This window comes from Pedobacter psychrodurus, from assembly GCF_004331735.1.
GTDB classification, from domain to species: Bacteria; Bacteroidota; Bacteroidia; order Sphingobacteriales; family Sphingobacteriaceae; genus Pedobacter; species Pedobacter psychrodurus.
In genome coordinates, this window is the sequence record NZ_SJSO01000004.1 from 105,420 (window position 1) to 121,507 (window position 16,088).

Consider the following 16,088-nt stretch of genomic DNA (forward strand, 5'->3'; position numbering starts at 1 on the left):
TATATCATGCTTAAACAAAGTATAAATGGTGGCGCAAAAGATTTTGCAGAAACTATGACTAGTTTTGCCAGAAATTGGCACTATTTCCTAATCAGTATCATTATTTCGATGGCTGCTGTATATGCTTTTATATACGTTACCCCACCAAAATATAAAGTTAGCAGTACGTTATTAATTTCTGATGATAAAAATGGTGCAGCAATGTCTAACAGTACCGCTTTTAGTGATCTTAATATGTTTCAAACGGTTAAAACTGTTGATAATGAAATTGAGATTTTACGGTCTAGAGATTTGATTTTTAAAGTATTAAAAAAACTAAACTTAGAGACCGCTTACTTTAAAAAAGAGGGGATTAGGGAAAAAGAACTTTATGGAAAAACCTCTCCACTTGTAGTTACTGCTATCAGTTTAAAAAATGGTGCTTATGCCAGAAAAATTAATGTTTCTTATCTGGATGAAATCTCTTATATCATTCAAGACAGTCTAAATACTAATATTGTAAAGTATGGCGATACCATTAATACTAAAAACTACGCGATTAAAATAAATAAAGGCCCAGCTTTTAAAGCCGAATTTAGTAAAATTAAACTACAGTTTAAAAACCTGTACAAAATGACAGAGGCTTATAACCTGGTTTCACTAAAGATAGTTCCGGTTGTTAAAGATGCCAATACCATTACCATTAGCTTGAATGACGTTGTTCCGCAGCGGGGAATTGATATTCTGACCGATCTGATTGAAACCTATAATATTAACAACGTTAATAATAAAAATACCATTGCCCGAAATACCATAAAATTTATCGATAACCGCCTAAAATACCTCGTTGCAGATCTTTCTGGAACTGAAGAGGATGTAGAAAGCTACAAACAACAAAACCGTGTTACCGATGTGAATATGGATGCACAGATGAATGCTGCACGCTCAGGAGAGTATAATCAGTTATTGGAAACATCATCAGTACAATTAAGGTTATTACGGTCTATCGAAAATTATTTCAGAGGTAAACAAAGCCAGTTTAACCTGGCCCCAAGTGCAATGGGCTTAAAAGATCCGATTTTGAATTCGTTGATTTCAAAATTCAACGACCTCCAACTGGAAAGAAATAGGATGTTGCGTACCGCTAATGCAGAAAATCCTTTGGTACTAAACCTTAACGAACAAATAGCAAGCTTAAAAACTAATATTCTAGAAAACCTATCAAGCATTAAACAAGGTTTTGTTATTGAAAGAAACAACTTAAGTGCCAACTACTCCCAATTCGACAATAAAATTAGATCTGTGCCTACAATAGAGCGTGGCTTATTAGAAAGAAGCCGTGAGCAAAGCGTAAAATCAGGTTTATATAAATATTTGCTACAAAAAAGGGAGGAAACTGCTTTATCGCTTTCTGCTACTGTGCCAACTTCTCAGATAGTAGATAAACCGGCTTACAACACTATACCGAATAGCCCTAAGCAGCCGCTTTTGTACTTGTGTGGATTCATTTTTGGTTTTTTTGTTCCAGCTGGTGTGATTTATGCAAAAGGATTTTTTAACAACAAAGTAAAAGATGCCAGTACAATTGAGTTAACTGGCGCAAAAATGCTTGGCGAACTTTCTCATAACTTGGATAAAAGTACCATTGTATTTCAAAAAGATAACCGTTCTACCATATCAGAGTTGTTTAGGTACATCAGAATGAATTTAGGGCTGATGTCTAACAATATCGAAAATAAAGTAATGTTGGTTACCTCGAGTATGAAAGGAGAGGGTAAAACATTCTTTAGCGTAAACCTGGCTACCACCTTGGGGATGCTTGATAAAAAAGTTGTTGTACTTGAGTTCGATTTAAGAAAACCTGATCTCTTGAATAAGGTTGGTTTAAAACAAACGACTGGGTTAACAGACTATTTAATGGGTGAGTCTGTGTTTTTAGATGATATTATTAAACCTACCAGCGTTTCTCACAATATTTCGGTTATTGGATGTGGCCAATTGTCAGAAAACCCAGCCGAAGTAATGATGAGCCCTAAAATGGATCTATTATTTGATGAACTGAAAGAAAGGTTCGATTACATCATTATCGATACCTCGCCGGTTGGCCAGGTGGCCGATGCCTTTAGTTTAGCCGAATATGCCGATGTAAGCATTTATCTGGTGCGGTATAACTACACCAATAAATACCAGTTGGCCATATTGAAAGATATTTGCGATAACAATAAGCTTAAAAATCCGATGGTTGTTTTTAACGACGCCAAAAGAGAGAAAAGTCAAAAATACAGCTACGGTGGTTATGGTTATGCCATGGCAAACTAAACCTAGCTTATTTAAAAGAGAATACCTTGCCTTTTACCAAACAAACGTCCCCAAACGATTTAATTCTGTTTACAAACAATAAAGCTAGGATGCTTAAACTGAGCATCGATTTAAAGCACTTGCTGCTTGTAAACAACTCTTAATTAGATTACCTATTTGCCACAAAAGCAAATTTAAAATTAGAAAATAAAATTGTCATGTAAGTGATATAGCGAAGCTGTATCCGGCCGTCAGAAAAAGGAGTTTAGCATACAATTTAAATAATTAACCAATAACAGTCATGTAAGTGATATAGCGAAGCTTTATCCAGCCGGCTAAAAAATAAAATTATAACCTTATCAAAAAAATGGAATCTACAATTAACATCAAGCCCTCCTTCGCAAAAAAATGGTTTGTGATTTATACCCGCCCCCGTTGGGAGAAAAAAGTTGACCGTTTGCTGCAAGAGCAAGGTTTCGAATCCTTTTGCCCTGTTCGTAATGTAGAAAATCAATGGGCCGATAGAAAGAAAATCGTTAGTCTTCCACTTTTTACCGGATACGTATTTGTGAAAATAGATGAACGGGAGGGCTACAAAATTAGGTATACACTGGGTGTTTTAAACTTCATTAACTACATGGGTAAACCTGCAATGGTTCGGGATAGTGAGATTGATAAGCTGAAACACATCATGGATACTTACAATGATGTAGATGTAGTGAGTTTAACCGGTGTTTCGAAAGGAGACCGTGTTCGGATCAGTAATGGTCTTTTCCATAACCAGGAAGGAGAGGTGATTCAGATTCAAGGTAAGCATGTTTTAATGTCGTTTGATCATTTAGACTGCGCTTTAGTTACCAGAGTGCCATTAAGCAACTTAACATTAACCGTAAATACGCAACAACATTATGTATAACGCTGAAGATAATCTAAAAATGGCGGTAATTGGCCTGGGCTACGTTGGCTTACCGTTGGCAGTAGAATTTGCAAAAAAATACAAGGTATTTGGCTTTGATATTAACGAGAGCAGGATAGCAGAATTAAAAGCTGGATACGACAATACATTGGAAGTTAATGAAGCTGAATTGAATGAGGTTTTAACGTTCGAATGCACCACTTTAACAGGCTTGTACTGTACCAATGAAATCGAAAAATTACGCAGCTCGTCGGTTTACATTGTTACAGTGCCAACGCCTGTTGATAAAAACAACAGACCAGATTTAACACCTTTAATTAAAGCGAGCGCAGTTGTAGCTAAAGTTTTAAAGAAAGGAGATATAGTGGTTTATGAATCAACTGTATATCCTGGCGTAACTGAAGATGAATGTGTGCCCGTTTTAGAAAAAGGATCGGGTTTAGTGTTCAATAAAGATTTTTTTGCTGGTTATTCTCCGGAGCGTATTAACCCTGGAGATAAACAACATACCGTTGCTAATATCTTAAAAATTACATCAGGTTCTACTCCCGAAGCCGCCGAAAAAATAGATGAGTTGTACCGCTCGGTAATTACTGCCGGCACTTATAAAGCATCGTCTATTAAAGTGGCCGAAGCTGCTAAAGTAATTGAAAATGCCCAGCGCGATATCAATATTGCTTTTGTAAACGAATTGGCCATGATCTTTAACCAGATCGGTATCGATACTTCTGAAGTTTTAGCCGCGGCCGGAACCAAATGGAATTTTCTGAATTTTAAACCAGGCTTGGTTGGTGGGCATTGTATTGGCGTAGATCCATATTATTTAGCTCAAAAAGCACAAGAAGCTGGTTATCATCCTGAAATTATTTTAGCCGGACGACGGGTAAACGATGGGATGGGTAAATATGTAGCCGATCAGATCATCAAAAAAATGATCGCTAAAAACATCCACATTGTGGGGGCAGAAGTACTGGTGTTGGGCTTTACATTTAAAGAAAACTGCCCTGACGTGCGAAATACCAAAGTTATTGATATTGTAAGGCGATTGGAAGAATACAAAGTTAAAGTAACCATTCATGATCCTTGGGCAAATGCCGATCAAGCCAAGCATAACTATGGCATTATCTGCGAAAATGGTTCATCAAAAACCAGAAAGTACGATGGAATTATACTTGCAGTCGCACACGAAGCTTTCAATAATTTAAATATTACAGCATTACGTAAACCAGAATGTGTGGTATACGATATAAAAGCAGTATTGCCACAATCAATGGAAACGGTTAGATTGTAAGGACATGAGTTTAACCTATAAAGCGCGGTCGGGCATTATATGGTCGATTGGACAGCAGTTTAGTGTTAAATTCATAAACCTGTTCGTTACCATCATATTGGCCCGCTTATTAAGTCCAGCAGAATTTGGCTTAATCGCAATGCTCTCTATTTTTATTGCTGTTGGCAATTCTTTAATGGACAGCGGATTAACATCATCACTAATCCGGACAAGGACGGCAGGGCAAAAGGATTTTTCTACCATATTTTTTTTTAACCTATTTGGAAGCATCATTGTTTATGGTGTTTTGTTCTTTGCAGCACCTTTAATCGCCAATTTTTACAGACAGCCCTTGCTTACCAATATGGTTAGAGTTTACGGCTTAACCTTTTTAATCAATGCCTTTTTCAGTATCCAGAGTACTTTATTAACAAAGGAAATGAAATTTAAACTGCAAACGGTAATTCAAATACCTGCAGTAATACTGGGTGGTTGTTTAGGTATTTACCTTGCAAAAAACGGTTATGGTACCTGGAGTTTGGTTTGGATGAGTTTGCTGAGTGCAAGTATTTCTACCGCATTGCATTGGTTTTACTCAGATTGGCGGCCACGACTCATTTTTAATAAAAAAAGCTTCAGAAAACACTTTCATTTTGGCTATAAGATGACGCTTTCTGGTCTGTTGGATGCCATTTATCAAAATTTATACACCGTTATTATCGGTCGCTTTTATGCTGCAGCCCAATTGGGATTTTATGCCAGGGCAGATAGTTTAAGTCAGTTGCCCATTGGGATAATTTCTACGGCAATTAGCAAAGTAACCTATCCCATGTTTTCGAACATCAGCAATGACGATGTAAAACTTAAAATGGTTTACCGAAGGTTAATGCAGCAGGTATTGTTCTGGAATGCGCCAATCCTGATTTTTTTGGCGCTTATTGCTCAACCTTTAATCTCCTTGCTGTTAACCGATAAATGGCTGCCTTCTGTACCTTATTTTCAGATTTTATGTGTCGCGGGTATTCTATATCCATTACACGCATACAACCTGAATATTTTAAAAGTTAAGGGCCATAGCGGGCAGTTCTTAAGATTAGAAATTATAAAAAAGGTGCTTAGTGTAATTGGAATTATCTGTGTAATTCCATTTGGCATCATGGGGCTGCTATATTTTCAGCTCTTCTTTACTGTTTTTGCCTACTATATCAACTCAACATATAGCGGCAAATTAATCAATTACCCACTTAAAGAACAACTTCAAGATATCGCACCTATTTTAATGTTGTCTAGTCTGTTAGGTATAGCCTGTTATTATCTAGATGCATGGTGCTTGGCACATTATCACATTAATAATGTTCTGCGCATTCTTGGTATAAGCCTAATCTACGGCAGTTTTTACCTCGGCATAAGTAGCAGCATCAAACTGGCTGCACTCGTTGATTTTAAACAATTAATCCTCAAACAATGATACCTGTAACTAAACCCTTTTTGCCAAAACAGGCAGATTTTAAAAGCTATGTAAGTAGCATTTGGGCCAGACAGTGGCTCACCAATAATGGTCCGTTAGTAAATGAGCTGGAGTTAAAGTTACAGCAATACTTAGATCTGCCACATTTGTTGTATGTAACCAATGGCACCATCGCATTACAACTGGCCATACAGGCTTTAGAAGTAAAAGGTGAAATTATTACCACGCCATTTTCTTTTGTAGCTACCACCAGCAGTATTGTTTGGCAAGGCTGTAAACCTGTTTTTGTTGATATAGACGAGGATACACTCAATATAGATCCCAATAAAATTGAAGCAGCCATTACGCCCAATACCTCGGCGATTTTAGCTACTCATGTTTTTGGAAATCCTTGCGATGTAGAAGCGATAGATCGTATTGCGAAAAAACATGGATTAAAAGTAATTTACGACGCTGCCCATTGTTTTGGTACAAAATATAAAGGCAAATCTATTTTCGCTTATGGCGATGTAAGCACAACAAGCTTCCATGCTACAAAACTTTTTCACACCATTGAAGGCGGGGCTGTTTTTACTCAAAATCCAGAAATTTTAAAGAGAATGACGCTGATGCGTAATTTCGGTTATAGTGGGGTAGATACTTTTTCAGAGATCGGTACCAATGCTAAAAACTCCGAATTTCATGCTGCAATGGGCCTGTGCAATTTAAAGCATATTGATCAGATTTTAAGTAAACGCAAAGAACTCTCACAGCATTACGAAATGCGCCTGAATAAAATTGAAGCCCAGTTTCAAGTTATCCAGGCCGATACGGAATTTAATTATGCTTACTATCCTGTCATATTCCGATCGGAAGAAATTATGCTCGATTGTATGAAGGAGTTAGAACTGGTTCAGGTGTATTGCAGAAGATACTTTTATCCATCTTTATCGGCCTTGCCCTATATCGATAAGGTAAATATGCCGATCTGCGATTCTATTTCTAAACGCATTATGTGTTTACCACTTTACCACACTTTAACCAGTGCCGATCAGGATTTAGTGGTCAGGATTATTTTGAGAACTCAGAACTACCGCAAAAAACAAGTGCTTAAAATCGCCAATTATGGCACATTGCTTAATGGTAGCACAGGTATGGTAGTTAATGGAAATTAGTAGGAACTTCTATTATGAAACAAGACGATACAGGTGTAATGGTTAGCATTTTTTGCATCACTTATAACCACAGTAAATTTATTGCAAAAGCCCTGGATGGATTTCTGATGCAGCAATGCAATTTTAACACAGAAATTATTATTGGCGATGATTGTTCTACTGATGGAACTACAGAGATTATTGACGAATACGTTGCGAAGTATCCGGATAAAATTAAGCGCTTAAAAGCACCTAAGAATATCGGTGCTACGAAAAACGTTGTTCGCGTTGCCTTAGAAACCAGAGGGAAATATGTGGCCACTTGCGATGGTGACGATTATTGGACAGACCCATACAAGCTGCAAAAACAAGTTGATTTCTTAGAAAACAATCCTGATTATGTAATGTGCTGCCATTATACGCGTGAAATTAATTTTGATGATACAGAGTTGATTTACATGGATTTTAGTCCTGTTCCGTTACAGTATAGCTTTAACGATCTGATCGTAAATAAACAAGCGGAAACATGTACAGCAACCATTGTTTATCGCAACGTTGAAGCCATTAGAAATCTTTATAAAAATGATTGGCTTTTAAAATGTTACGCATGCGACAAGTTATTGAAACTTTACTGCACGTGGGTAACAGGTAAAAAAATATACGTTTTACCAGAAGTAATGAGCTGTTATAGACGTCATCCCGGTGGTATTTGGAGTCCGGTGTCTTATGTTCCATTAAAAAAAATGCAGCTGAGCGATTTCTATATCATCATTAAGATTTTCACTTATACCGGTTTGCAAAAAGCTAAGCTTTTGTACTTCTACTTTAGAAAATACTTCTTCTTCGAAGTGAAATATAAAACATTCAAAAACGCTTTCCAGACCATTAAAACGATTGTAAACTAATTCGAAATGGCTACTAAATTATGCTTCGTGATTAACAGTTTAGAAGGGGGCGGTGCTGAGCGTGTAATTAGCAATTTAGCTAATCACTTTAGTGATAAAAATTGCAGCGTTACGATGATTTGCCTCAACACAGCAGAAGTTAGGTATGAAATAAATAAAAACGTTAAAATCATAAACCTGGTTGCGCGTAAAGATCATCAAAATCTTTTAAAAAGACTTAAATATGCTTACTTAACTTTTTACCGGTTACTCTCTGTATTAAAGAAAGAAAAACCAGTTTGTACCATTTGTTTTATGACATCTGCAAACATTTGGGCAGGTTTATGTTGTGTGATTTTGGGTTTGCCCTACCTCGTTTCAGAAAGAACAGCACCGGTTTATACTTTACATCAATACAATAAATTGTTGCAGTGGATTGTATTTCATATTTATAGAAAATCAAAAGCCATTGTATTACCCGCATTTGAGATGTTTAAGGGATTTAAGAGAATTAAACAGTTCGAAAAGCTGCATAATTTTAAAACAATACACAATCCAATCCATCACTTTTCTCGTTCGAATGCGAACCCTGTTAACGATAAACGATTTATACTCTCCGTTGGAAGATTATGTTACGAAAAAGGTTTCGACAACCTTATTGAAGCCTATAGTAAACTACAATTGTCTGATGTTGATCTTTTAATCTCCGGAGAAGGGCCGGATAGAGCAAGTCTCGAAAAACAGATCGCCGATTTAAATCTAAAAGATAAAGTCAAGCTAATCGGTTTTAAATCTAACCTGCAGGATTATTATGCACAGGCTGAAGTTTTTGTGCTTTCTTCCAGGAGTGAAGGTTATCCTAATGTACTAGTAGAAGCAATGGGAATGGGCTGTGCCTGTGTAGCAATGGACTGTGAGTTTGGTCCTTCAGAGATTATCAAACATGGAATTAATGGGCTTCTGGTTGCTAAAGAAGATATAGTTGGACTTTCATTGTCTATTAATAAAATACTCAATAACAGTTATTTAAGAAATGAACTTTCAGAGAAAGCAAAATCCATCAATGAAACAAATTCAATTGAAAAGATTTCTGCTAACTGGGAGCAACTCATCATGTCATGATTAAAAAAATAATGTTTCTCTTTTTGTTGTTTGCCTACGTTTACGCAACTACATTCAATATCTTCATGACTGGGGTTTTCAGAATTCCGGCACCAATGGTTTTCTTGGCTCCGTTAATCTATTTCTACCGAACTGAAGAAACATCCTTTCTATATGGCAAAGAGTTATTTGTTTTCTTTATTGCCGCACTGTTTTTTTATCTCATAGGTCAGGCAGATGTTACCGGTTTTTTTGCCCTATTAATTGTAGCGTGCTGTTTTGCCTTGTTATTCAATTATGTTATCGGCACTAATTTAAAGCGAATGAACATCGCTGTCGGATTTTTCTTCGGCTTGTTATTGCTTTCTGGAATCATCATGTTTATCGATCACCAGTACAATATGGCGCCTATCCGTTCGCTTTTAGTGCAGGAAGACGTATTGCAGGCGCCCGCCGGTATATCGACCACTATTTTTACTTTCGGCTACCAGATGGCTGCTTTAACCCCATTTTTAGTTATTAACGCCATATTATTTAAAAGAAGCTGGCTAATTAACCTTCTCTTATTTGGATTATCGCTCTCTCTTATTTTCTTCGGTATGCAAAGATCGGTTTTGGTGGCTTTTGCAGTGGTAACCGGATTGTTTTTCTTAAGCTATTATAAAGCCAAATCAATATTAATATTCGGTGTGTTTTGCGCCATATTTTTTATTGCTCAAAGCTCAATTGAGCAATTTTCTGAAGGTAAAAAGCAGCAAAATATTTTAAATAAGAGTGCCGAAAATGCGAAGGGTAAAGAAGAACGTGGCGACTTAATGGGAGAGAACATCCAGATTATAACGGAGTATCCTTTTGGGCTACTGTTTTATGGGAAAACCTGGAATGATGTAGTACAGCACAACTTTGTTTATAAAAAAGGACCTATCGTAATTACCTCTCATAATGCCTACCTAATGTTTATTACTTATTTGGGGCCTTTGCTGGGCTTTATTTTACTCGTTTTATTATATCGAAAAGTTGGAAGAATTATTTTTTACGCCTTTCTACATATCAAAGATAGGAAGAATACACTCCTGGTCTGTTTAAGCTGCTCTTTTCTGGCCATATCCATCAACTCATTTTTTCATAACGAATGGCTTCTGGCTACAAGCGGCCCCACATTGTTCCTCTACTTTGCCATTTTACAACTTTCCAAAATCAAAATGGAAGATCCCATTCTGGTTAAATACAATTAACAGTTCTGGTTATCCTAAAGCTGTAGGCTATTAAATTCTCACAATTAAATTGACGAATATGAACATTCCATTTTCACCACCGTTTATCGATCAATCTGTGGTTGATCAGGTATTAGAGACCCTTAATGATAAGTGGATCACAACTGGGCCCAAAGTAAAAGCCCTTGAACAAGAAATTAAAAGCATCACAGGAACAAAAGAAGTGGTCTGTGTAAACTCGTGGACATCTGGGGCAATTTTAATGTTGAAGTGGTTTGGGGTTAAAGCCGGTGATGAAGTAATTGTTCCAGCTTATACTTATAGCGCTACAGCTTTAGCGGTTCTTCATTGTGGTGCCACACCCGTTATGGTTGATATTTTAGATGATTTTAACATCGATCCGGATAAGGTAAAGGCCGCAATTACGACTAAAACAAAAGCCATAATTGCAGTAGATATTGCTGGCTGGCCTTGCGATTATACAGCTTTAAAAGAGTTGATTATGAATCATAAAGTGCAAAAAAAGTTTAAGTGCGAATCAGAAAAACAATTGCTCTTAAAAAGAATTCTGTTAATTTCTGATGCGGCCCATTCAATTGGAAGTTTATTTAATGATAAACCAGCTGCTCAAAAATGTGATGTGACTATATTTTCTTTTCATGCAGTTAAAAATATTACTACAGCAGAAGGTGGTGCGATATGCTTAAATCTTCCGTATCCATTTGATTCAGAGGCAGAATACAGCTATTTAAAAATGTATACGCTCAATGGGCAAAATAAAGATGCACTTTCCAAATCAAGAGGCGGAGGCTGGCGCTACGATATTTTATTCCAGGGATTAAAAATCAATATGCCCGATATATGTGCTGCTATTGGCCTTGCGCAGATCAGAAAGTACAATGACGAACTTTTGCCACAGCGAAAGAAAATTGCTCTTCAATATTGCGCGGGCTTTCTGCATGAAGATTGGTTTATTGCTCCACCTTTGGTGAGTACACAAAGAGAATCGTGCTATCATCTTTTTCCGATGCGGGTTAAGGGGTTAACTGAAGAACAAAGAGATCAGGTGATTGATGACCTCGCATCGTTGGGTATTGCCAGTAATGTTCACTTCATTCCAATGCCAATGCTTACCCTCTTTAAAAACCTAGGTTATAAAATTGAAGATTACCCAATGGCGTATCAGAACTATGTAAACGAAATTTCACTCCCTATCTACCCGCAATTAACCGAAACAGAAGTAGAGTTCATTATCAATTCGGTTATCAGCTGTGTTAATATACAATTGAATAATCGCATTAAAACTATGGAAGAAACTTTTATTGTACATAAACAAATGGCAGTTGCATCATGAAAAAGAATAAAAAAAGAGTGTTCGACGTGGTACTCGCAAGCTTATGCCTAATCCTTTTTAGCCCGCTCTTAATCCTGATTGCGATTTTGGTTAAACTCGATTCTAAAGGGCCTATCATCTTTAAACAGATCAGGGTAGGGCGAAATATGAAAGATTTTCACCTGGTAAAATTTAGAACCATGTGCGTAGTGCAGGGTAGCCATAGTTTGCTCACCATCGGGAATCACGATAACCGAATTACTAAGCTGGGTTATTGGTTAAGGAAATATAAACTAGATGAACTGCCCCAGCTATTAAACGTTTTAAAAGGGCAAATGAGTTTTGTAGGCCCAAGGCCAGAAGTGAGAAAATATGTAAACCTCTATAATGATGCACAGCGTTACGTTTTATCGGTTAAGCCTGGTATTACCGATTGGGCTTCAGTAGAGTTTTGTAACGAAAACGAACTTCTTAAACATGCTGAAGACCCTGAAACTTATTACATCGAACGCATTATCCCCGCAAAAATAGAACAGAACATGAGGTATATCAACCATAACGATATCCTAACCGATTTCAGGATTATTTGGTTAACGATTAACAGAATTGTCATCAACTAAAATAATATGTACGCTCCTAAAAAAACTACTAAAGAAGAAGTTAATCATACAAAGAAAGTATTCTTTGTACTCAGCTCATTAACTTCGGGTGGCTCAGAACGGGTATTCTGGAACCTGGCCCAGGGATTTAACAAAGATAAATTTGATGTAACCGTTGTGATTTTGGATTCAACAGTGAATTGTTTCTCGATGGATTTGGCGGGTGTACGTTTTATCGATCTAAAAACAAAAAAAGCATCTAAATCTTTTTTCGCGCTTTATAACTTGCTAAAAAAGGAAGCGCCTTATGCCGTTTTTTCCACTACCGATCACATTAATATTTTAGTATCGCTGGTGGGGCGGTTTTTAAAAATTCCGATGCTTATTGCAAGGGCTTCTAATATTCCGCACGAACAAAGATTGTTTGAAGGATTTAAATCGAGGTTTTACGAACTTTTTGCCAGCGCAAGTTATCGGGGTTACAAACAGATTGTTTGCCAGTCAGAAGAAATGAAACAATCATTGATCGATACTTATAATGTTAATCAAAAACTGATCAAGGTCATTGCTAACCCCGTATTGAAAACCAATAAGTTAAAGGAAGTTAAAACACCTGATAAAATTTATAGATTATTAGTTGTGGCCCGTTTTGCACTCGAAAAAGGCTTAGAACGGCTGGTTGATATTATGGCGCATTTGCCCGAAAATTATCACCTCGATTTTGTGGGAACAGGCGTGCTGAAAGAACAGATTAACGCCAAAATTAAGAACCTTGGGCTCGATCACAGACTTAAAATTTTAGGGGAAATTAAAAATATTCATGAAGTAATGGTTCAGCACGATTTAATGGTGCTGAGTTCTTATACCGAAGGTTTTCCTAATGTGGTTTTAGAAGCGCTTACCGTAGGCCTACCAGTGGTAACCTTTAGAGTGAGCGGAATCCCGGGATTAATTATCGATGGCTTTAACGGTTTTGTTTTAGAGCAGGATGATTTGGCAGGCTTTAGGCGGCGAATTATCCAGTCCTGCACCCAAGGCCAATGGAACCCGGCAGAGATTAGGCGAAATGTGTATCAGAAATGTGCGCTTGATAAAATCAGCGCCCAATATGAAGAATTAATCAGTTAACAATCTAAAATATTATCGCTATGTGTGGAATATACGGCACAACCATACCTTACTCCAACGGAACTATCCGTGAGAAAATGGCAAGAATTAGTTTTCGGGGCCCAGATTATACAGGTGTTCAACGTTATGATCAAGTAATTTTTGCGCACAATAGATTAGCCATTATCGACTTGGATGCGCGTTCCAATCAACCCTTTTCGTATATGCACCTCCATATTGTTTTTAACGGAGAAATATACAATTATAAAGACATTAGAAAGGATCTGGAACGCAAAAACTACCAGTTTAGCACCAGCTCCGATACCGAAGTAATTTGCGCAGCATATCTTGAATATGGTGCCGATTGCTTAACTCGTTTTAATGGGATGTTTGCTTTTGTAATTTATGATACTCGTAAAAATGAATTGTTTGGTGCCAGAGACCGTTTTGGCAAAAAACCTTTTTATTATGCACACGATCATCTATCGTTCGAATTTGCAAGCCAACCCTCACAAATCAGTATAGATAGGAGCCTTGGTGTTAACGAAGAAGCTATTAACCAATATTTGATATGGGGTTATGTGCCAGAACCTCAATCTATTTATACAGAAGTAAAGCAATTGCCTGCAGCTAACTATTTTAAATACGATCTTAAATTTCATAAGCTTAAAATTACCGAATACTGGAGTTTGGATTATGGTTGGAAGAATAAGTTTGAGGGTAGTTACGAAGAAGCTAAAGATGCTTTAGCATTGATTTTGGCCGATGCGGTTAAAATCAGGATGAATGCCGATGTACCCTTGGGCGTATTTTTATCTGGCGGTATAGATTCATCGTTAATTGCGGCTTTGGCCACAAAAGAAATCGACCATGTTAAAACGTTCTCCATAAAATTTAACGAGAAAGGTTTCGATGAAAGTGCTTATGCCAATCAGGTTGCTAAGCACCTGGGCACCGACCATTATACCATTGAGTGTAATTATAATGATGGTATTGAGTTAATTGAAAACTTTAATCGTTTTTACGATGAGCCTTTTGCCGATTCGAGTGCTATTCCCACCATGTTACTCAGTAAAAATACCAGGCAACATGTAACTGTTGCCTTGAGTGGTGATGCTGGCGACGAAGCTTTTTTAGGTTATCACCGTTACAAATGGATTAAACAGGTAAACAATCTATTTCATGCGCCGCATAGTGTTAGAAAAGTATTGGCGGGCTTAATTAACCAATCGCCGAGTTACCGCCATAAATTAATTGCCATGGGTATTTCTATGGAAGATGTAGAAAAACTATATGTAAAGATGTTTGGCAATATGGAAAACTCGTGGGTAAAACAACCCGACTTGGCCAAATATAACCCATTGATGCATATTTTAACTAATCCATCTAAACCGTTGTTAGAACGCATTTCTGATTTTGATATTAAAACCTATTTAAATGGCGATATCAATACTAAAGTAGATCGTGCATCAATGGCCTTTTCGCTAGAATCGCGCTCTCCTTTAATGGATTATCGGGTGATGGAGTTTTCGAGAAGCTTGCCCACAGCATTTAAATATTCCAACGGAAACCAAAAAAGAATATTAAAGGATTTATTATTTGATCGTGTTCCTGCGCACATGTTCGATCGGCCAAAAGCTGGCTTTACCATGCCATTTCAACACTGGTTCAGAAATGAATTAAAAGATTATGTGATGGATAATTTATCAGTCGATAATTTGAAAAACATTCCTGGCATTCATTTGAAAAGAACACAAGAAATTATTAATGAGCATATGACTGGAAAGTGGAACAGGTATCCACAGATTTGGAAATTGCTGGTGCTCTCTCAATGGTTAATTAAAAATAAATCAACAGCAAATAAAATTTCATTAGTAGCATAACAGGATGAATGCAACAGTTAACCTCTTTAATAAAATATTCACAGCTGATAAATGGAACATTGGTTTTGTTTATCAAACGCCTGAAGAGCTGATCAGTACAAAAAAGCTTGGCGCGGCCATAAACTGGTTGCAAGAAGATACCATCGATTATGCAGCTGATCCTTTTGTGGTGAGTGTAAATAATGCACCAAGGATTTATTATGAAGAACTGGATTTTTGGAAAGGGAAGGGCGAGATTATGATGATTGATGGATTCGATTTCAAAAACAAGAAAAAAGTACAGGGCATTAAGCCCGATGCGATCCATTTATCTTATCCTTATCTTATTGAGGAAAATGGTTGTTTATACTGCATTCCGGAAACATCAGAAGCAAAAGAAATAACACTTTATCAGGTTGATCATAAAGATCCAAGTCAGTTAACCAAAATAAAAGTGCTGGTTAGCGGAAAAGCTTTTGTAGATAGCTCGATTATTTATCATGATAATAAATACTGGCTTTTTACCAGTGTATCCGGAGAAAATGATCACCTGTACATTTATCATTCAAAAACTTTAAATGGTCAATACACCGGGCATTACCAGAACCCTATTCCTGTAGAAAAAGAATTTTGCAGGGCTGCAGGGAGTTTATTTAAAGTTGGTAAATCGCTGTATAGGCCAACACAAAACCCCATTAACCGCTACGGAGGCTCAATTATCATTAACGAAATTGAAACACTCAGTGAAAAAGAATTTAAAACCGCCAATAAATTCGAAATATTACCAGATAAACCGTACAGTAAAGGACTCCACAACATCAGTTTTGCCAACAACATTATTGTAATAGATGGTAAGCGGAAAGTATTGAGCTTGATGATGCCATTCAAAAAAATTGTTCGAAATCTTAAAAGAAGATAAATCAC

13 protein-coding genes are annotated in these 16,088 nt (G+C 36.9%); all 13 read left to right on the forward strand.

What is annotated here, in order from left to right; translation table 11 throughout:
• The first annotated feature begins 6 nt into the window (after window positions 1–6).
• The 13 genes from EZ456_RS05715 (at window position 7) to EZ456_RS05775 (ending at window position 16,083) form a co-directional block, all read left to right on the forward strand.
• Window positions 7–2,298 (forward strand): GumC family protein, encoded by a 2,292-nt coding sequence (locus tag EZ456_RS05715; RefSeq protein WP_131528183.1) that lies wholly within the window; start codon window positions 7–9, stop codon window positions 2,296–2,298.
• Between the two features lie 346 nt (window positions 2,299–2,644).
• Complete coding sequence (locus EZ456_RS05720; protein WP_131528185.1) at window positions 2,645–3,193, forward strand: UpxY family transcription antiterminator; 549 nt, start codon at window positions 2,645–2,647, stop codon at window positions 3,191–3,193.
• Window positions 3,186–4,484 carry a nucleotide sugar dehydrogenase gene (locus tag EZ456_RS05725; RefSeq protein WP_131528187.1) on the forward strand — a complete coding sequence of 433 codons (1,299 nt, stop codon included), beginning with the start codon at window positions 3,186–3,188 and terminating at the stop codon, window positions 4,482–4,484. The genes EZ456_RS05720 and EZ456_RS05725 overlap by 8 nt, the downstream gene beginning before the upstream one ends.
• Before the next feature lie 4 nt (window positions 4,485–4,488).
• On the forward strand, window positions 4,489–5,931 hold the full coding sequence (locus EZ456_RS05730; protein WP_131528189.1) for a lipopolysaccharide biosynthesis protein: 1,443 nt from the start codon (window positions 4,489–4,491) through the stop codon (window positions 5,929–5,931).
• Window positions 5,928–7,085, forward strand: a complete 1,158-nt coding sequence (locus tag EZ456_RS05735) for a DegT/DnrJ/EryC1/StrS family aminotransferase (RefSeq protein ID WP_131528191.1) — start codon at window positions 5,928–5,930, stop codon at window positions 7,083–7,085. The genes EZ456_RS05730 and EZ456_RS05735 overlap by 4 nt, the downstream gene beginning before the upstream one ends.
• A gap of 14 nt (window positions 7,086–7,099) precedes the next feature.
• Window positions 7,100–7,969, forward strand: coding sequence for a glycosyltransferase (locus EZ456_RS05740; RefSeq protein ID WP_131528193.1), 870 nt, complete (start codon window positions 7,100–7,102; stop codon window positions 7,967–7,969).
• A gap of 6 nt (window positions 7,970–7,975) precedes the next feature.
• On the forward strand, window positions 7,976–9,070 hold the full coding sequence (locus EZ456_RS05745; RefSeq protein WP_131528195.1) for a glycosyltransferase family 4 protein: 1,095 nt from the start codon (window positions 7,976–7,978) through the stop codon (window positions 9,068–9,070).
• A complete protein-coding gene (locus EZ456_RS05750; protein ID WP_131528197.1) occupies window positions 9,067–10,284 on the forward strand; it encodes an O-antigen ligase family protein in 1,218 nt (405 codons plus the stop codon). Before EZ456_RS05745 ends, EZ456_RS05750 begins: the two co-directional genes overlap by 4 nt.
• A 58-nt stretch (window positions 10,285–10,342) precedes the next feature.
• Entirely contained in the window at window positions 10,343–11,617 is a 1,275-nt protein-coding gene (locus EZ456_RS05755; RefSeq protein WP_131528199.1) for a DegT/DnrJ/EryC1/StrS family aminotransferase, read from the forward strand.
• On the forward strand, window positions 11,614–12,216 hold the full coding sequence (locus EZ456_RS05760; protein WP_131528202.1) for a sugar transferase: 603 nt from the start codon (window positions 11,614–11,616) through the stop codon (window positions 12,214–12,216). The genes EZ456_RS05755 and EZ456_RS05760 overlap by 4 nt, the downstream gene beginning before the upstream one ends.
• Window positions 12,217–12,222: 6 nt before the next feature.
• Window positions 12,223–13,323, forward strand: coding sequence for a glycosyltransferase (locus EZ456_RS05765; RefSeq protein WP_131528204.1), 1,101 nt, complete (start codon window positions 12,223–12,225; stop codon window positions 13,321–13,323).
• A 20-nt stretch (window positions 13,324–13,343) separates the two neighbouring features.
• Complete coding sequence (gene asnB / locus EZ456_RS05770) at window positions 13,344–15,185, forward strand: asparagine synthase (glutamine-hydrolyzing) (RefSeq protein ID WP_131528206.1); 1,842 nt, start codon at window positions 13,344–13,346, stop codon at window positions 15,183–15,185.
• A gap of 4 nt (window positions 15,186–15,189) precedes the next feature.
• Window positions 15,190–16,083 carry a glucosamine inositolphosphorylceramide transferase family protein gene (locus EZ456_RS05775; RefSeq protein ID WP_131528208.1) on the forward strand — a complete coding sequence of 298 codons (894 nt, stop codon included), beginning with the start codon at window positions 15,190–15,192 and terminating at the stop codon, window positions 16,081–16,083.
• Window positions 16,084–16,088: the final 5 nt, after the last annotated feature.